A 17,839-nucleotide genomic window follows, 5' to 3' on the forward strand; every position below is an offset into this window, starting at 1 on the left:
AGCCCGGACCTGGTCTGCGCCTTATGGGCGCAGGCCGCTCTACGGTGCGAATATGGGCTGATTTTGGCATTTGCCGCCAGCGCTTTCGAAAGTCTTGTGCGGCGAAGCGAAAAACACTAAGCCAGCCCGCGTGGGGCCTGTAGCTCAATGGTTAGAGCCGGCGGCTCATAACCGCTTGGTTGGGGGTTCGAGTCCCTCCGGGCCCACCATGACTTTTGATTTCATTGAGAAAAAGTGCCCTCGGCCCAAAACGTTTTGGGCCCATTATGGGCCCAACAAAAAAGGCGGCACTGAGCCGCCCTGTGCCTGATCGGATTGAGGTCAGTCATTTGATGACGCGGAGGGGTGTCCACTGCTTCGTCGCGTCGCGTTTATTCTCACGCTCGTTGACGGCGCGCGCTATATCGACAGCCATCCGTTTCTTGTTGGCCTCACGTACATATGCATCCGTGACCGTCATGGAAGAATGCCCCATCGCCTCCATGATGGCGCGCGCCTGGATGTTGCATTCTGCGAGATACGTACCGAACGTGCGCCGGAGCCCATGCAGTGTGTAGCCCTCCGGAATGCCGGCTTGCCTGTTCCAGTGTGCCATCATGCCGGTGAGGCTTTTTTCCGCAAACGGACGCCCATAGGCAGTCTTCAGCACGGCGCCACCTTTCGAACGGTCTAGCTGGTCCAATGCCTGCGCCAGCTTGTCGACGATGGGAATAAACATTTCCCGTCCGCCATGCCGGTTCCGATTCTTTTTCTGCCGGAACTCGAAGGCTTCAATCAAAACCAGCGAGCCATCGAACAGTTCGATCTCTTCGCGGACCAGATCGTCCCATTCCAACGCGGCGATATCGCCGCGTCTGTTCCCGAGCCAGAAGCCGAGGGCGTAGCAGGTGCGCGCCGCCGAGCCGACCGCATGGTGCGCCTCGAACTTTTCGCGAATTGCGATTGGCCAGCCGGGATTAGCGGTCGATTTAGGGATGCGAACACGAATTGACAGCGACGGATCGTCCTGCGGTTTGATCCACTTCTCGACCTCGATTGCAACCCAAAGGAGCTTCTTGATCGCCACTAGCAGATGTTTTGCAACTGTCCGTCTCGTGCGAAAGACGCCTTCTACAATCGCTCGCAGATGGTCGGCATCGAGATGCTCCACCGGCGTGTCGCGCCAGGTCAGTGGATAGGCAGGATCAACCTTCATCTGCAGGAAGCGTTCAATCAACCGAGCATTCTTCTGCTGCGTGGCCTGGTCAAAGTCCAGCCATTCCATAGTCGTTTCAAGTCGGCGGGCAGCGTGACCGAAAGTCTTTGGCAACGCCCGTCCAGGCAAGTCGATGATGATGGCTTTTTGACCCTGGCCTTGCGTTGCCTCTTGATAGGCAGCTTCGAACTCCGGATCACCGGGCAGCCCCGGAAGCCGAATTTCGGGGAGTCCTTTGCCGCGATAACGATAGACGAGCTTTCCGTTCTTGATACGTGATGAAACGCCAGGGTAGCGAGCATCCTTGAAAGGCCTGGCCATTAGTTCTCCCTCCGATTTCCGCTGACTTTGCTCCGCTAGCGAGCAGCCTGCTGAAGCTGAATGGCCTTGCTTTCCATGGCAATGCGAAGGAGCAGCGGGTAGGGAAAGCCTCGACCTTGTTCTATACCCTCAAAGGTGCGTTTCGGGATCCCGAGTGTCTCGGCTGCGCTCTCGGCTGTGAGTCCTTGCTTTACCCGCCAGGCTTTCACGTCTCGCGCTAGCTTTTCACGTTCGTTCACATCGCGCCTTCCTCGCCAGCATACGAGTTTAATACGCCAACAGCGTATACGCAAGGCGCGAATTTTCTATGATCTGCCTGCTTGCTTTTTGCTCCGCTCCAAAAGCTCATTCAGACCATTATTTTTGTCGGGCAACGAGGTGAACGCGATATCGAGGGCTACACGATCCCAAACAGTGCGACTGTTGATGTGCTTAGGTCTTGGCATGCGCCCATCAGCGACCATCTCGTCGAAAAGGGTCAATCCAACACCAACATAACGGGCCGCCTCATCGTGCGAGAGACCTCGCGGAGGGTAGGAGATTGCGTCACTCTTCATAGGCCAACCGTGAGACTGTCGGGCGCGGCGCGATCTTGCGGCAAAATGTTTGGCGCCAGAAACAGCATCGTGGTGCTGCTTAGCGGCAATCTTGATGCAGACGCGCCTGAACTGCGAACGTGTGTTGCCACAGTCGGGGAACGTTGCGTTGGGTGGAAGCCTTCTCAACAGGTCGTTCGGCAAAAGGAGGCTGTGGAGTGCAAATCGGATGAATGCCCCGGCAGGAATGTTTCTGAGTACCTGCCTTGAAGGACAGGTTCAATGAAAGACAGTGAGAGTGCAGGCCGAGGGTCCGTGTGCGGCGCTCAGATGGCCGAACTGCAGGCGCTCGCCCGCACGCTTGCGCAGCATATTCAGGTGCTGACGTTGCAGGTGGCCGAGCGCGCTGCGGTGATCGACGGCCTGCGGGAGGAACTGGCTCGATCACCTGCGACCAGGGTCGTGCGCTGCGGCGCCCATCTCACGACGGCGTTGGCTGAGAGCCGCGCAGCTTCGTCGATCGAACCTCGATCGGAAGACTGGTCCGTGAATTCTACACCAATGTCAGACAGGACAAACGTCTCGGTCCGATTTTCGCGCGCGAAGTTCTCGGCGATCGGGAACATCGGACGGCGGCAAGCGTCTCGAGTCTCGTAACCGATCCGGTCCGGCCGGGCGCGCCGACCATGGGTGCCTCCTGTGCTCGCCCGTCGAGGAAGGGGCTCGGGTTGTGGCAGACGCTGCCGACCCGTCAACCCCATTCCGCACCAGCACCGAGAACAGGGTGTGACGGGCCGGCTATCCGCGTCTGCCCAAGTCGCCTCGCCCTCGACGGAGAGGGCGAGCACAGGAGGCACCCATGACCACGGATCGCAACGTCCAGACCGAGACCCGGACCGACATCTACGAGCGCGTCACCAGCCAGATCATCGCCGGCATGGTCCAAAGGCTGCTCCGCGTCTGGACGCGCCCGGTCGGCCAAAGCTGATTTTAATGTCATCATGTACTCTTGTTCATGTCTATCCCGTCAGGAAAATCCCAGGCGTCGGAGAGTGACCTGCACAAGACTGAGCCGGTCGCGGACGAGACGAAAGCCCAGATTGTCGGGTGGGGTCCCGACCGCGCAGCCGCCGCTCTTGCCGTCTCGGATGAAGTTCGACATGTAGGTGCGGTGGAAGCCTTCCACAGCGTACACGCCGCAGTTTTTTATCGAGCTCGCCGTCTCTGTACCGTCGCTGGCGATTGTCGTGTGGACGTAGCAGGTGGAGGTCCATTCCCAGACATTGCCCGCAATGATGCAGGACGGATCGCACATATCTTGTGCGGCCATTGTCACGTCAGTCGATTCTACAAGTCTGTTGAGCTGCAAGAGGTGATCGGCCGTCACGATCGATGAGGTGCGAGCAAAGGCACGCGGCCGAGCCTGCGCGAAGGAATGGATGGTGGCCGGACTTTTCCCGCCTGCGGGCAGGAGTTGGTACGATCCGTTTCAGGCGCCTAGCCAGATGAGGTGGCGGAAGCGCGTGATCTGGCGGGATGAATGAGCGCATCGAACGACTATTGTCGCATAGACGCTGAATTGGCGGCCTTGTCAAAGGATGCGACGTCGCAGCAACTGTGCCCTGGCCTATAGAGCAGCGCCTGGACTAAGCATTCCCGCGTCGAGTCTAACATTGTTGTCTTGGCAGATTTTGTGGGTCGGTGGTTGTCACTGAAAAACGCCTCATGCTCAGATGGGGCGCAAACTATTCGGCTGGCCTAGTTATCCATTCGCCGGATCGGAGATCAACGGCGCATAGCCCGTCTGCGATGTTGAACCGGTTCGAGTAATTGACGACCCGGTCCCGATAGTCCTTCGCGTATGGATCGGTAAGGTTCCAGCCTTCTGGTGTGAACGTCGTCATCCCATTCACAGTCGGAATGTGTAGCGCTTCTGAAAGGAACATCGCATCAGGGCCGTTGCTATAGTAGGTATCGATGCCCGGATTTCCGATCGGTTTAAGCTTAGGCACGGAGACGTAGAAACTGCGGCACTCAGGCGGAACGTGCGATACTTTCGCAAGATCGCTCATTTGCACTGTTCGATCGAGCCGGAACGGCAAGTCGGTTCTGAACTGCTCAACCGCGATGAGAAGAAATAACAGCCCGGCAACGGGTCGCGGCAACTGGCTCAAGCCGAGCATCGCGATCACAATAACGATCGGTGTAATGAAAAGCAGGAATCGCATCGGAACTCGAAGTGCTTGCGCTCCGGGTGCGTAGAGGAAGAAGCTTTCCCACGGCATCCATTGATGAAGCTTCAGGCTCAAGATGGCTACGGCGACGCACGCGACGCTCAATGCGATCGCCTGAGAAGTCGCTACGCTCCGGTCAGTCCGCCGCTGGCCCATGAGCCAGAAGGTGGCCCCGACGAAGGCGAACAGCAGCACAGGCGTAAACCCGCTCGACTTTTCCGATGTCGCGAGAGGGACACCAGTGAAGCTCTTATAGATGGGCGCGAGGATCGAAGACCAAAGCGCGTTTCCGCTTCCGACGTTCAGCAGATCAAACAAGGCCCCCGCATAGACGCGTACTGCATCGAGGTTATGCGTGTGACCCAACGCGCGTCCATAAACCGTCAGGACGAGTGCACCGGCAATCGCCATTGCTCCCGCAATGGCGGCCAAGTACCATGGGCATTCCATGATGATCGACCTGGCTGCTGCGAACGTCTGCCCGTTAACAAAGAGCAGTGTGCAAAAATAAACCAGCAGAAAAAGGCAGAAGATGTAAGCGGAGTAATAGGCCGTCAGTGCCCATAGTCCAACGAACACCGCAAACCCAACAACGGCGGCCGTCGTAGCAAGGTAGCCTGTCCGAGCCGACAAAAGCTTGAACACTTCGGAGAACAGCAGAAGCCCGAGCGGAAAGAACGCCGCGAACAGAAGCTGCGAGTGGCCCATCTGCAGCGCGAGGTTGGTCACGATGAGAAAGAGAAACCCGCTGGCAAGCGCGAAAGGTCGGCTGAGGCCGAGCATTGTTCGCGCTAGAGCGATCGTGCTGACCGCGCCGATTACACGAACGGTCCAGTTGGTCAATTCATATGAAAGGAACGGATCAACCCCGATCGCGCGGAACACGGAATAGATCGATCCGCTAATGACGTTCGATTCGTTGAGCGCCAGCGCGCCCTTGAATGGGAAAAAGTAGATCGGGTCAAGCGGGGCCTCGCGAAGAGCATAGACATTACGCCAATGCTCCAGCATCGCGATCATGATCTTTCCGTCATAGATGTCGCCCGACACCAACGAAAAATCCGCCGCGATGATTGGGCGATAGATATAAAAGAGACCCGCCACACAAACTAAAAACGTCCATAAAATCCAGAACAACCAATTTCTAATCATGATATTCGCACCCGCTGAAGTGAAGTTGGCGGGGAGGCTTTCCCAGGCTTTGCGTGCCGACTTGCTAATATAATGCTCTGCTCTGAACGACACGACTTCGACCCTGCTTGCTAGCGCGGCGACATCCCTATCCAGAAGTTCGCCTAGCGGCAAGCGATCTAACCATACAATCCAACGAACATCCCATGACCGCATCCCGTAAAAGGAGGCGCTCTCGCGCGTATGCGCGCATGAGGGCGCTACAGCAACCAGCCGAAAAATCCCCGCGGCGCCACCATGAAAGGCGTCACCCACCGCGTCTATGACGGCTATCGACGGGGCAAGGGCCTTGCGACGCCTCCCGTCAAAGACATCACCAGCGACGAGTTGAATGACATTTACGATCGCCAGTATTGGGATGCGGTGAAGGACGACGCGCTGCCCGCCGGCATCGACTACGTGCTCTTTGACGGCGCCGTGAATTCCGGCCCTGGCCGCTCGATCATGTGGCTTCAGCAGGCGCTGCGTCCCGCCTTAGACCGGCCGCATTAGCGGTGTGCTGGGCATGGGCACGCTCGCCGCCCTGAAAGCGGACAAGAACAGCCGCGCTCGAGCGTCCGCTTGCCGGGAAGGCCGGACCGGTATCGATCGCCGCCGGCATCGATGTGCTGCGCGGCGGGCGCCGACAAATCCGGACGGCGAGCTGCAGTCGCTGATAGGCACCTTCGCAGCCGAGCGGCACAGGGCAATCCTGTTTGATTTAGACGACCGCTGCGGATCCTCTTCCGGTCCTTGCATTTTGACGACGTTGCCGACTCGCGCCTAAGTCTCCATGCGCCTTCTCAAAAGGCCGGCTCCAACAACCGGTGAAGCGTCTCGAACTGGTTCGGATAGTTACCGGCCAGATAGCGCACCACCTTGAGATTATCCATAAGTCGATGGAGATACCCACGCGCCGCGACAAGCTCCAGACCCCAGACACCGCGGCACTCGTTTGCATCCAGGAACTCGCGGCTCAAAGCGGCAAACTCAAGTTCCATCCCCGCGAACGTTTCGGTGTCAATGCCGAAGAACTGTTGCCTGGGAACTGAAGGATCCGCGAGCTGCGCTTGGGGCGTGAGCGCTATGATGACCCTGGCGCTGATGAACGTCACCCTGTCCAACGCGACCATGAGTTTGGCCACTTCAACCTGCCGGGTCGGCGTGCCTTTTTTCAGCAAGCCAAAGATTTTCGGGTGGACACCGAAATTTTCCAGAAGCTCGATGGCTTCAGCGCAAATCCCGGCGATCAGCGGTTCGTTCGACGCTCGGATATTGTCCGGCCCTTGCCGGGCGCTGAATCCTCGACTTCCCGCAATTCGTTCCGCCAGTTCGGCCGGCATCGTTGCCAGGCGTTCTTCCTTCAGCACCGCTCGGAACATATCGACCAGCATCAACCGGCGGAGAACTTCGACGATGGTTTCGATGCGCTCACGCATCGCGTTCGTCTCGTGGATGAACCGCCGCATGCGCTCGCAATGGCGCTTGTATGTTCTGCGCAGTAAATAGGGGTGAAGTGGCTTTTGCGGTTCTCGCAAATCATCGGTCAGATGAATTGCATGGCGGCTTGTCTGCAGGATACGCTGGGCTGCGGTTTGGTTCATGCCGATAGACTCGGCTCGATCGGCATCCGCCTTGCCATCACCACGACCGGGGTCAGCGACTGGAAAAGAAAGGGGTCGAACCGCATGCCGCTGTTGGCTCTCATGACGGCCGGCGCTCGTCTGAAGTCAGCTGTCGGCGCGATCAGGAAATCGCGAACCGTGGCATGGTCGGGTTTCATCCTGACCAATATCGTAATGTCGGAAATAACCTCGCGCCGCCTCGCGACTGGCCAACGTGCATAGCCGTAGCCCGTAGCGCGGTAGCGCGCGGTCCAAAGCGCGACAGTGAACTCTCCGTTGACCCGCACAAGGGCGGCCTTCGTATCGTAATGGGCCTCGCCGCCCACTTTCTCTATCGCCGTGACAAGATCGGCGATGATCTCCAGCCGGCATCGCTGAATTCGGGTGTTTTGGTCGAAATACCGATAGTTCAGCGACGCCTCGAAACCGACCAACTGATAGGCCGCCTGGAGCGTTCCGAAGCGGTGAATGTAAAGGCTCTTCGTCGAGCGGCCGGGTTCGGCGTTGATGATTTTGCCCGATAGCCGGCCTCGCTTTTTGAGGAGCTTCGAAAGTTTGACCAGCAAGTCCTCATTGCTGATGCGCACAGCTCCGTGGTTCTCTTCGGCTACGATGGCTTGCGCTTGGCGGAACAAGTCTCGGCCGACCAGCGCCTCATGCACATTTTCGGTGCGGACCCAGGCGCTTGGCGGGTTGGCCCTGCGTTTGCTGTGGAGCCTGGTGTTTGTCTTATTCCAAACGTTGTTTCCAATATATTTTTCATTGGTAAGAATCGACCGCACAAGCGTGGTCGTCCAAGGCGTGTTCAGTTCCGAAGGTACGCCCCGCTCGTTCAGCGCGTTCGCGATCTCAAATTCCGTTCTGCCCTTTTTCACGAACTGACTATAAATCCAGCGGACGATCGCGATTTCATCCGCCGGCCCCGGCACGCGGAGAACCCGGTCCGTCACCAGGTGCTTCCATTCCCTGGGCTTTAGGATTGCCTTTGGATTCCCCGATCCGTCTGTCAGCAGGCGGCGGAAGCCATAGCCGGCGTATCCGCCGCTACAGAACCCCAACTTGACGATCCGGCTTTGGCCGATGAAGACTTTTTCCGACAGCATGCGGCTTGCTTCCGCGGCCATACTGCGTTTGATGACCTTGAGAACGTCAGACCCTACGCTGCCGTCATTGGCGAATTGCTCCGCACAGAACTCGATCCGCACCCCCGCCATCTGGCATCGATACTCGTATGAGGCGCTTTCATCGACGTTCTGGAAACGCCCCCAACGGCTCACATCGTAGACGACCACGGTTTCGAAATCGGCCTTTCCGCTCTCAATATCCGACAACAGACGCTGCAGACCAGGGCGCCCTTCAATGTTCAATCCGCTCCGGCCGGGATCCTCATAGGTAGCAACGATGTCATAGCTCATGACGTCCGCATAACTGCGGATCGCGTCCCTCTGGTTTTCGATCGAATAGACCTGCTGATCCGTGGACATCCGCAGATACTGGGCCGCGCGAGCCCTTCGCCTTCCGAGGTTCCGATCTGCGGCTGCTTTGTCCATCGCCTGGCGCCATGGTATTCAGGTAGAGTAGAGAGCCGCGCCGCCTGCGATTTGGTTAGGGAAATCTGTCCAGTTTGTCTCGAATGCGAGCATGCCAGCCATACCGAGGTGAACCTGTGCGCCACTATGTCGGCATAATCCATAAGGAGAAGGGAAGCGATTTCGGCGTGTCGTTCCCGGACTTTCCAGGCGTTGTCACGGCCGCCGGCAGTATGCTCGAGGCGCGCAAAATGGCCGAGGAGGCGCTTGCTTTCCACGTTGAAGGGCTTGTTCAGGATGGCCAGGCAATTCCCGAGCCGTCGTCGCTCAAAACGGTCATGAGGACCAGACACAGCTCGGCAATTCCGGTTTTGATCCCGCTTCCCCACAAATAGCCGGCCGAGAGAACCGCGCCCGATCATCTTTCCGCTTTGGAAACCATGGCTTTCAACTGCCGGGAAACCCTGTCTTACTTCGTGAGCCGGCGCGCCGCCGTTCCGCCGCAATGCAACCGCACTCGGGCTTCACTCGCCCCACCCGTCAGTCCCCGGGGCTTCAGAGGAGTTGGAGTGATGATTATCAAGAAGGTAATTCTGGCGGTGCTGATGACCGCCGCGCTTGCTGGCTGCGAGACACAGACCGAAGGCCAGCAGCGGGCCACGACCGGCGCCTTGTTAGGCGGCGCCGGAGGCGCGCTCGTCGGCCAGGCGATCGGTGGCAACACCAAGAGCACGGTTATAGGCGCCGCAAGCGGCGCGCTGCTCGGCGCCGTTGTCGGCAGCGCCACCACGCCGCAGCGCCGCGAAGATCAGATGTGCCGCTACCAGGACCGCTATGGCCGCATCTACACCGCGCCCTGCGACGACCGGTATTACAACGGCAATTATTGATCGAAAAGCGCGCCCCTCCAGCTCAGACTGGAGGGACGCGATCTCGGAGTGCGCCAGCCAGGCGCGCTCGTGTGATCGGAACTCGATACTGGAGAAGAAGCCCCCTCGATGAGTGCATGATCGAAGCTTTTTGGAACTGATCGATGACCGCAAGATCTAGTTCAAAAAGACTCGGTCAATCAACCTCGGTCCTTGAGAAAGCGCGCGAATAGATTCCGGGTGTTGATGCTTAGCTCAAAACAGCCCGCCGGCCAAACCCGACGGCAGATGCTCTAGCGGTGGCTGAGGCATAGCGCTCCCCAGTAGCGGTTCCAGCCAGGCGTCAATCGCATCGATTAATCGCTTCGAGGAAATTGGTGGAACCTCTCGATCCGGCCGATGAAAGCCAATTCGGCTGTCGTAGCCGATTATCCACTTGATTGCTTCACCTTGGGCGTCGAGTGCGCTTAACTTCGTGGTCATCCGACCTTCTGCGCCATCAGCCGCAAAGTCAGTCGCTATCCGACGTCGTGCAGAAAAGACGACATAATGGCCTCTTTCGCGTTCTCACCATCGAAAGCACGGAACCTAATCAGCTCGACGCGGTTCGGACGCTTCACGCGCCTCGGAGGAGTCGAATGACCAAAGAACGTCCCTATTCATTGTCCCGACGTGAAGTCATGGCTGCAGCAGGAATAGCGGCCGGCGTCGCGGGGACGGCCAGCGCCCAGCAAACAACGACCAAACCTTTAGAGAACGGACCCGCCATGCAAGATCCCCGCTCCAAGTACCCGAAGCCGCCATTCGAAGCGCAGACGCAGCCCTGGCCCGGCTTGGCGCGCGACATGAAGCCGAAGCCTGACCACGGGGAGACCAGCTACAAGGGTTCAGGCCGGCTTGCCGGGCGGAAGGCCCTCATTACGGGCGGCGACTCCGGTATGGGCCGAGCCGCTGCCATCGCCTATGCCCGCGAAGGAGCGGACGTCGCGATCAACTACTATCCGTCCGAAGAGCCAGACGCGCGTGAGGTGATCCAACTCATACGAGATGCCGGCAGGACCGGCGTCGCTCTTCCCGGCGACTTGCGGGAGGAGGCCTTCTGCCAAAAACTGGTTGCCGAGGCCCTGCAGCAACTTGGCGGGCTCGACATCGTCGTGTGCAATGCCGGCAGGCAGCAGGCAAAACCATCCATCCTCGACATCACGAGCGAGGATTTCGACGCCACGATGAAGACCAACATCTACGCGCCGTTCTGGATCATCAAGGCGGCGCTGCCGCATCTGAAACCGGGATCCTGCATCATCGGCACGACGTCGGAGCAGGCCTACGATCCTTCGGCCGAGCTCTACGACTATGCTCAGACCAAGGCCGCCACGATGAACTATGTGAAGTCTTTGGCCAAGCAACTCGGCCGCAAGGGTATTCGCGTCAACGGCGTGGCCCCCGGACCGATCTGGACTCCCCTGCAGATAAGCGGCGGCGCGTCCGAGGAAAAATACAAGAAATTTGGCAGCACAACCGCGTTGGAACGGCCGGGTCAGCCGGCGGAACTGGCCTCCATCTATGTGCAGTTGGCGGCCGACGATGCAAGCTTCGCAACCGGAAACATCTACGGGTCCGGCGGCGGTCAGGGACAACCTTGAGTTTTCGCAAATGCCGCGGTGGTCCAGCCTTGGCTCGGTTTGCGCGCGGCGCCGGCAGGCGCGACTGCCCGCTGGCGGCCAAGCCAGCCCGATCACCTATCAGGAAGACGGCCGCCAGCTCGTGGTCATCGCTGCCGGGGGGCAGGGCGGGGCTAAGAACGAATGATGGCGATGCCATGTTGGCCTTCGCCTTGCTAAAGTAGCGACAAATCGCTGCTCCGAATCTCTCCGTCAGTCGGCGGATGGAGCGTTTGTGTCTGTACCTGTTGCGACCGAGCGAGAAAGTGGCGGCCCGCCTGAGAGGCAGGTCTGCAATAAGACCCCGGCTGGGCCCGTCAGTTGGCTTGCTAGGCTATCTCAAAGCATCGGCCGTCCGCCGGTGACCTCATAGAGTGCGCCGGTTGTATAACTGGAATCGTTGGAGGCCAGCAGCACGTAGGTCGCCGCGAGTTCGGCCGGCTGGCCGGGCCGCTTCAGCGGTGTGTTACTGCCGAAGTCCTTGACCTTCTCGGCGGGCATCGTCGACGGGATCAATGGCGTCCAGATCGGCCCTGGCGCAACCGCGTTGACCCGGATCCCGCGTTCGGCGACGAGCTCTGCCAACCCGGCAGTAAAATTGGCGATCGCCCCCTTGGTCGTGGCGTAGGCCAGCAGAGCTGGGGATGGGCTTGTTGCATTGATCGATGACGTGTTGATGATGGCGGAGCCGGATTCCATATGCTTCACGGCCTCCTGCGAGAGATAGAACGTGGAATAAATGTTCGTGCGGAAGGTGCGATCCCATTCCTCGGCCGTGATATCCTCCAGCTTCTCGAAAGTCGCTTGATGGGCAGCGTTGTTGACCAGGATGTCGAGCCGTCCGCATTCGTTCATAGCCCGTTGCACCAGCGAGCGCGCAAAGTCTTGGTCGCTGATGTCGCCGCGTGCGATCACAGCCTTCCGTCCAGCTTTCTCGACCCAGCGTGCCGTTTCCTTCGCATCCTCATCCTCTTCGAGATAAGAGATGACAATATCAGCGCCCTCGCGTGCGAAGGCGATTGCCACCGCCGGCCGATGCCGGAATCCGCTCCGGTGATAATGGCCATGCGGTTCGTCAACTTGCCGCTTCCGCGATAGCTGTGCTCACCGTGGTCAGGCCGCGGCTCCATCTCATCGGTGTAGCCGGGGATTTCCTGTTGCTGCTCGGGCATCGGTGGCCGAGGGCGGTTCTGTTGGAAGTCATCTTGCATCTCAGTGCCTCCTTCAGCTCTTCTGACTTGAATTCTGCTTTCACCGATCGGCGTCGGTGATTGATCCCTTGGCGGCTTTGGAACCGCCATCCCACTCCTGAGCCCTGCGCGCCTGGTCGCCTTGCGGTTCGGTGAATTGCGTTTCGCGGTGCCACTCTGTGCCTTGCTCAGATCGTTTTCATCCTTCGGGTCAATGGCGATAGTTCCTTCGAATTTGGCCGGCGGATATGGATATGACTGCGCCTGTTGCGTTCGGCTCTGACCAGTGGGCGCGTGCACATTCAACACCTAATTGCTGCTGTCGCCTGCTGCTCGTTCCTTGCTTCACAGTTGTTAGTTCTCACCCTAACCGGGCTGGGACTGGAGTGTTCCATCGCCATCAGGGCGGAAGCGGATGCCTATCCGCTTTCGGCCTCTTCATGGAATGGGACACGGCGGCGGGCGACGCGGCGCCGCGCGCCGCCGGCGGCATGACGCGCAGGCTGGACGGAGAGCCCCTGGTCTACGGCAAGCCCAACCTGCATTTTTTCGCGAGGGGAAGGTGGCGCGCGCACAATCCCACTCGGGCGGGAGACGGCGGAGAGGCCAGAGGGGCACCGTGAGTAGAGCACCGACATTGCGTTTCGCTCCGAGGGACGGTGGCGACGCTCATCGGCTTACACAACCCGGCCTAATCGGACGCTGGCGGGTCGAGCAATATATGCTCCGCCGAGTCCGATGCTCCTCGCAAGCTGCATCGGATGAAGACCTTCCGCACCCCTCACAAGAGGTCTGCGTTGCTGATCGTTGGGCCTGTCATCCACGGCGGTGCTGTAGGCACATCCTCGATGACGCCGATCTTGCGGACCCAAGTCGTAAAGGCCTTGTGCGCGGTCGCGACAGGCTTCCTCCCGTCGTAGGCGGCGTAGCACGCCTCACAGGCCGCCGTATGAAGGAGGCCGCGTCTTTCGACAGGCCATTCCTCCAAAAACTCAATAGCGTCCATCACGCAGTCGATCTTTCGAATGAAGCCATTCTCTCCTACGAAAACCGGCTGCTTGAAAGCATCACTTTCCATGCTGATCTCCCTTCAACAACTGAACCTGGTGATCGTTTCCGCAGATGCACTGTTCATACTCGAACCCCCTGAATCCCGGCTGGACACAAAGAAGAGATTGGAAGCACCTCTTTTCAATTCAAGACCAGTAGCCAGGCGACCGCCAGCAGCATCTCGACGCCATAATTAGCTCGAATGGCAGGTCCGGCCGTCACGGTTGCCAAGAGCGAACGGCCATCGGCACCAGGCCTTCGTGCCGTTCGCTCTTGGCCGCGCGGTTCCTTCCGCATGACGCGCTTGGATCGCTATCCGCTCCGAGATGACGCTTGCCGAGCAGGCTTTATATGGCGCCCTTCGCCGGGGGCTGTCGGTCCCGCATCCCGCCTGACGGCGGCGCTATGCTGATGCTCCTTCGGCCGCCCTGTTGAACCGGTCTCAGGGCCACGAACCTGCTCCAGCACCGAACTGACTTGGCCCCGCTGACGGACATTTCGGTGCTTCTGCCTTGTACGCCCTTTTTCACATTGGTCGGGAGAGCAGGGCCTCTCCCGACGGAGAGTCAGAGGAGGGCGGGTTTTTCGCGACGGGTTGAAGCGGAAGGACAGGCCTTCGGCGCCCGTCGCGGAGAACCGCAATGTCTGTCCGAACCAATGGAGCCCGTGCCGCCGCCGACCGGTCGAACCTCTACGACGAGATCACCGGCAAGATCATTGCCGAGCTGGAAGCGGGTCGTTTCCTTGGGTTCAGCAGTGGGGGATGTCCGCGGCAAAAGCGTCGCTTTCCCTACCGAAGAACGCCAGCACGCACCGTATCTACAGCGGGATCAACGTGCTTATCCTGTGGGGCGCCGTCGTCGATCACGGTTTCCCAACGCAGAGTTGGATTACCTATCGGCAGGCTTACGCGCTCGGCGGGAACGTCCGCAAAGGCGAGCACGGGACAACGGTCGTTTATGCCGATCGTTTTGTCCCACATCACGAGAAGAAGCGCGCTCGCGAGACCGGTGAGGATGCTCAAGCCATCCCGTTCCTCAAGCGGTTCACCGTTTTCAACATCGAGCAATGTGAAGGGCTGCCTGACGAAGTCGCGGCGCCGGCTCTGCTGCCGGCGGCGAGCCTGAGCGAACCGCGCATCAAGGCACTGATCAAGGCCGCCGGTATCGACTTCCGCATTGGCGGCGACAGGGCGTTCTATGTGCCCGCCCACGATTACGAGCATTATCTAAACAGTCAAGCTGTCTCACCGGCTTTTCACTGATCCCTTTCCACCGCCGTTGAGCCCGACACCGCCCGCAAACGGTGGCGATCCCGTGCGCTCGCATCGCTCCCAAGGAGCTATCACGATGTCTTCCACGACGCAGTCCGTAGCGCGTGCCGTCGTTTACACGCGCATCACCACCGAGATCCTTGCGGCAATCGAGCAAGGTGCAGGCGAGTGGCGTGCGCCGTGGTTCCACAACGGAACCAGCGCCGCCCGCCCGACCAACGTCGCATCAGACAGGCGCTACCGCGGCATCAACACGGTCGCGCTGTGGGTCGCAGCCATGGCCAATGGTTACAGCGATTGCCTGTGGGGCAGCTATCGGCAATGGCAGGACGCCGGAGCTCAGGTGCGCAAGGGTGAACGCTCGACCACCGTGGTGCTGTGGAAACAGATCGCTTCCTCCGAGTCGGCTGAGGACGATGACAGTGATGATGGTGGCTACCGGCGGATGTTTGCCCGGGCATTCTCGGTGTTCAACGTCGCGCAGGCGGACGGTTATGAGCTGCCGCCGACGGACGTCCTGCCGGAGAGCGAGCCTCCGGCGCATGCGGAGGCTTTCATCGCCAACCTCGGGATCAAGACCGTGTTCGGCGGTTCGGAAGCTTACTATCTCCCGTCATCGGACACGGTGTTCATGCCGGACTTTGCTTTTTTCCGAGACGCCGCGTCGTTCCATGGCGTCTGGCTGCATGAGAACGGCCATGCCTCAGGAGCAAAGCACCGCCCTGACCGCGATCTCTCGGGTCGGTTCGGCTCGGCCGACTATGCCGCCGAGGAATGCTGCGCGGAGATTCTCAGCGGGCTTGTCATCGCCGATCTGGGCATCGCCCACCATCCGCGTGCCGATCATGCGGCGTATATTGCCACGTGGATCGAAGTGCTGAAGGATGATCCCCGCGCCATCTTCACTGCCGCCAGCAAGGCGCAGCAAGCCGCCGACTGGATGCATGCGCAGCAGCCTCAGACCAACGAGCTGGCTGCTTGAGCAGCACCTCACGGCAAGCGGCGGATGAGCTGGACGGAGTTTGGCTGACTGATGGCCGTGCTCGATCCTCTGGCACCGTAGCCCGCCCCGGCAGTTGGCGGAAGGCCTGCGCCGGTCGATGGACCGCGCAACGGCTACGCCGTCCTTCGCTTCGCTGCGGCCCTGCGGATGCGCGGATCCACCTGATGCCGGCGCGAGCGAGCCTCCGCCGCCGGGACGAGCCCCGGCTTGCAATGGAGGATATCATGTTGTCACCAGCACATTCATACGCCTACCGCTCACGAAGAGCGCCAACCGTCAGGAGTTCGCTGATGCCAATCTCAACGTCCGTCGATCCTGTCTTCGTCTTCGGATCCAACCTCGCAGGTCGTCACGGCAAAGGTGCCGCCCTCTGGGCTCGGCAGCACCGCGGCGCGATCTATGGCCAGGGCGTGGGTCCTCAGGGGAACGCCTACGCGATCCCCACCAAGGACCGCCAGTTGCGTGTGCTCCCGCTGGACGTGATCCGCAGCTACGTTCGCGAGTTCCTGGATTACGCGCATCGGCAGCCTGACCTCCGCTTCGAGCTTACGCCGATCGGCTGCGGTCTAGCCGGATACCGCCCGGATCAAATCGCCCCGATGTTCGCCAATGCTCCAGCGAACGTGATCCTGCCGGACGCCTTTCGCGCAATCCTGGTCGCGGGAGCGCCGCCCAGCTGAAGGACGATCCGGGTGCCATCTTCACGGCCGCCAGCAAGGCGCAGCAGGCGGTAAATTGGATGCAGGGGCAGCAGCCGGCAGCCCCTGAAGGCCGTGAGGCGTTATCCGCCGTCACCGATGGGACGAATGCGGGCCAGCCTGCTTCTCCAGTTCTCGCCGACGCTTTGCAACAACGCGCGCACCTGAACGTGCTGGGCGATCACGTTCTCCCGATCGCGACGCTCCCGCTCCGCGTCAATCTGCGGGGAGTGGGCTTCTCTAGTCGAGACAGCTTCGCCGCCTCGGCCGCCTCCCGCAGTTCGACGAGTATTGCGGAAGCACGGTTCGCGGTTGCCCGGCTGACACCGGCTTCCCGCGCCAGACCAGCGCTTGTCAGGCGGCCATCCGCCCATCGGACTGGGCGCGGGCAAGGATAGATGGGCGGCATAACCTTCGCACACCGGCACAACGCATGCACCGTCCTGCCGATCGGCATAGGTATCAAGTGCTAGCCGCACTTCGTCGATCGCCTCCAACCATCGGTTCACGCGCAGACAACGTCCAAGCCGACATGCATTCAAGCGCGCGTTGGCCCGTCGATCAAAGGTGGGTCGGATTGTGCAGGCAGGAGAGGGAGAGGGTTGGGGGAATCTTGTGACGGGTTCAAGGCTGAGAGAGGCTCTCGGCGGCCCGTCGCGGAGAACTTCGATGACCACTGCCGTTCAAAAGATCACGCTGTCGTCCTCGCGCGATATCCCCTTCAACAAGCTGGTGCTGGGCCAGTCCAATGTGCGTCGCATCAAGGCAGGCGTCTCGATCGAGGACCTTGCTGCTTCGATCGCCCGCCGTGGGTTGATCCAGAGCCTCCACGTTCGTCCTGCGGTTGATGCCGACGGCCAGGAGACGGGGATGTTCGAGGTACCAGCTGGCGGTCGCCGATATTGCGCCCTCGAAATGCTTGTAAAGAAGAAGCAGCTTGCCAGGACAGCGCCGGTCCCATGTGTCGTGGGCACCTTTTCCAGCGCTATTCTGGCGGCGGAGGTGTCGCTGGCAGAGAACATGGAACGCGCGCCACTTCACCCGCTGGATCAATACCGGGCCTTCAAGGCGTTGCTCGACCAGGGCATGACAGAGGAGGAGATTGCGGCTGCTTTCTTCATCTCGGTCAACGTCGTCAAACAGCGGCTCAAGCTCACAACCGTTTCGCCAGCACTTCTCGACGTCTATGCCGAGGACGGCATGACGATCGCCCAGCTCGAAGCATTTTCCGTCAGCAATGATCATGTTCGACAGGAGCAGGCCTGGGAGGCGATCAAGAATAGCTGGTCGAAAGAGCCGTACCAGATCCGTCGCATGCTGACCGAGAACACGGTCCGCGCCTCCGACAAGCGGGCTGCGTTCGTCGGCCTGGAGAACTATGAGGCGGCAGGCGGCGAAATTCTGCGCGATCTGTTTCAGTCGGATGATGGCGGCTGGCTGCAGGACGTCCCGCTGCTTGATCGGCTTGTCACGGAGAAGCTCTGG

15 protein-coding genes, 1 tRNA gene and 6 pseudogenes are annotated in these 17,839 nt (G+C 60.0%); 12 read left to right on the top strand and 10 right to left on the bottom strand.

The features are described from left to right. Positions 1–133 precede the first annotated feature (133 nt). Positions 134–209, top strand: a tRNA-Ile gene (locus ACVDG8_RS29105). Positions 210–325: 116 nt separating this feature from the next. Here the strand turns inward: ACVDG8_RS29105 and ACVDG8_RS29110 are convergent. From ACVDG8_RS29110 to ACVDG8_RS29120, 3 genes are all read right to left on the bottom strand, one after another. Continuing rightward, entirely contained in the window at positions 326–1,516 is a 1,191-nt protein-coding gene (locus ACVDG8_RS29110; protein WP_447251531.1) for a tyrosine-type recombinase/integrase, read from the bottom strand. Between the two features lie 35 nt (positions 1,517–1,551). Then, complete coding sequence (locus tag ACVDG8_RS29115) at positions 1,552–1,755, bottom strand: helix-turn-helix domain-containing protein (RefSeq protein ID WP_447251532.1); 204 nt, start codon at positions 1,753–1,755, stop codon at positions 1,552–1,554. 66 nt (positions 1,756–1,821) lie between these two features. Beyond that, positions 1,822–2,073 (bottom strand): helix-turn-helix transcriptional regulator, encoded by a 252-nt coding sequence (locus ACVDG8_RS29120; protein WP_447251533.1) that lies wholly within the window; start codon positions 2,071–2,073, stop codon positions 1,822–1,824. A 309-nt stretch (positions 2,074–2,382) separates the two neighbouring features. On the opposite strand from ACVDG8_RS29120, the gene ACVDG8_RS29125 reads away from it, so the two are divergent. Further along, positions 2,383–2,709, top strand: a complete 327-nt coding sequence (locus ACVDG8_RS29125; protein ID WP_447251534.1) for a hypothetical protein — start codon at positions 2,383–2,385, stop codon at positions 2,707–2,709. A gap of 202 nt (positions 2,710–2,911) precedes the next feature. Further along, positions 2,912–3,040, top strand: coding sequence for a hypothetical protein (locus tag ACVDG8_RS29130; protein WP_447251535.1), 129 nt, complete (start codon positions 2,912–2,914; stop codon positions 3,038–3,040). A 39-nt stretch (positions 3,041–3,079) separates the two neighbouring features. On the opposite strand, the pseudogene ACVDG8_RS29135 reads toward ACVDG8_RS29130, so the two are convergent. After that, positions 3,080–3,346: pseudogene (locus ACVDG8_RS29135) on the bottom strand (SUMF1/EgtB/PvdO family nonheme iron enzyme); the annotation flags it as partial. Between the two features lie 451 nt (positions 3,347–3,797). Continuing rightward, positions 3,798–5,531 carry a hypothetical protein gene (locus ACVDG8_RS29140; protein ID WP_447251536.1) on the bottom strand — a complete coding sequence of 578 codons (1,734 nt, stop codon included), beginning with the start codon at positions 5,529–5,531 and terminating at the stop codon, positions 3,798–3,800. A gap of 183 nt (positions 5,532–5,714) precedes the next feature. On the opposite strand from ACVDG8_RS29140, the gene ACVDG8_RS29145 reads away from it, so the two are divergent. Continuing rightward, complete coding sequence (locus tag ACVDG8_RS29145; protein WP_447251537.1) at positions 5,715–5,969, top strand: glycosyl hydrolase 108 family protein; 255 nt, start codon at positions 5,715–5,717, stop codon at positions 5,967–5,969. 290 nt (positions 5,970–6,259) lie between these two features. Here the strand turns inward: ACVDG8_RS29145 and ACVDG8_RS29150 are convergent, their stop codons facing one another. Further along, entirely contained in the window at positions 6,260–7,060 is an 801-nt protein-coding gene (locus ACVDG8_RS29150) for a plasmid partitioning protein RepB C-terminal domain-containing protein (RefSeq protein WP_447251538.1), read from the bottom strand. Continuing rightward, positions 7,057–8,631 (bottom strand): recombinase family protein, encoded by a 1,575-nt coding sequence (locus tag ACVDG8_RS29155; RefSeq protein ID WP_447251539.1) that lies wholly within the window; start codon positions 8,629–8,631, stop codon positions 7,057–7,059. Before ACVDG8_RS29155 ends, ACVDG8_RS29150 begins: the two co-directional genes overlap by 4 nt. Before the next feature lie 116 nt (positions 8,632–8,747). Here ACVDG8_RS29155 and ACVDG8_RS29160 point away from each other — a divergent pair. Together ACVDG8_RS29160 and ACVDG8_RS29165 are read left to right on the top strand one after the other, a co-directional pair. Then, positions 8,748–8,951: pseudogene (locus ACVDG8_RS29160) on the top strand (type II toxin-antitoxin system HicB family antitoxin); the annotation flags it as partial. A gap of 231 nt (positions 8,952–9,182) precedes the next feature. Continuing rightward, the gene (locus ACVDG8_RS29165) at positions 9,183–9,500 is read left to right on the top strand and encodes a YMGG-like glycine zipper-containing protein (protein WP_447251540.1); all 318 of its coding nucleotides are present in this window, start codon (positions 9,183–9,185) and stop codon (positions 9,498–9,500) included. A gap of 234 nt (positions 9,501–9,734) precedes the next feature. Here ACVDG8_RS29165 and ACVDG8_RS29170 read toward each other — a convergent pair whose 3' ends face one another. Continuing rightward, the gene (locus ACVDG8_RS29170; protein WP_447251541.1) at positions 9,735–9,962 is read right to left on the bottom strand and encodes a hypothetical protein; all 228 of its coding nucleotides are present in this window, start codon (positions 9,960–9,962) and stop codon (positions 9,735–9,737) included. A 284-nt stretch (positions 9,963–10,246) separates the two neighbouring features. On the opposite strand from ACVDG8_RS29170, the gene ACVDG8_RS29175 reads away from it, so the two are divergent. Next, positions 10,247–11,122 (top strand): SDR family oxidoreductase, encoded by an 876-nt coding sequence (locus ACVDG8_RS29175; RefSeq protein WP_447257128.1) that lies wholly within the window; start codon positions 10,247–10,249, stop codon positions 11,120–11,122. A gap of 357 nt (positions 11,123–11,479) precedes the next feature. Here ACVDG8_RS29175 and ACVDG8_RS29180 read toward each other — a convergent pair. Continuing rightward, positions 11,480–12,351 (bottom strand): annotated as a pseudogene (locus ACVDG8_RS29180) (SDR family oxidoreductase). Between the two features lie 381 nt (positions 12,352–12,732). Between ACVDG8_RS29180 and ACVDG8_RS29185 the strand changes: the two are divergent. Beyond that, positions 12,733–12,953: pseudogene (locus tag ACVDG8_RS29185) on the top strand (inositol monophosphatase family protein); the annotation flags it as partial. Positions 12,954–13,111: 158 nt separating this feature from the next. Here ACVDG8_RS29185 and ACVDG8_RS29190 read toward each other — a convergent pair. Then, the gene (locus ACVDG8_RS29190; RefSeq protein WP_447251542.1) at positions 13,112–13,408 is read right to left on the bottom strand and encodes a DUF982 domain-containing protein; all 297 of its coding nucleotides are present in this window, start codon (positions 13,406–13,408) and stop codon (positions 13,112–13,114) included. A 613-nt stretch (positions 13,409–14,021) separates the two neighbouring features. Between ACVDG8_RS29190 and ACVDG8_RS29195 the strand changes: the two are divergent. The 4 genes and pseudogenes from ACVDG8_RS29195 to ACVDG8_RS29210 form a co-directional block, all read left to right on the top strand. After that, positions 14,022–14,599: pseudogene (locus ACVDG8_RS29195) on the top strand (ArdC family protein); the annotation flags it as partial. 130 nt (positions 14,600–14,729) lie between these two features. Then, positions 14,730–15,635 (top strand): ArdC family protein, encoded by a 906-nt coding sequence (locus ACVDG8_RS29200; RefSeq protein WP_455707329.1) that lies wholly within the window; start codon positions 14,730–14,732, stop codon positions 15,633–15,635. Positions 15,636–15,946: 311 nt separating this feature from the next. Further along, a complete protein-coding gene (locus ACVDG8_RS29205; protein WP_447251543.1) occupies positions 15,947–16,336 on the top strand; it encodes an A1S_2505 family phage non-structural protein in 390 nt (129 codons plus the stop codon). A 687-nt stretch (positions 16,337–17,023) separates the two neighbouring features. Next, positions 17,024–17,836, top strand: a pseudogene (locus ACVDG8_RS29210) (ParB/RepB/Spo0J family partition protein); the annotation flags it as partial. Positions 17,837–17,839 lie beyond the last annotated feature (3 nt).

It is taken from the genome of Mesorhizobium sp. ORM8.1 (genome assembly GCF_053005525.2).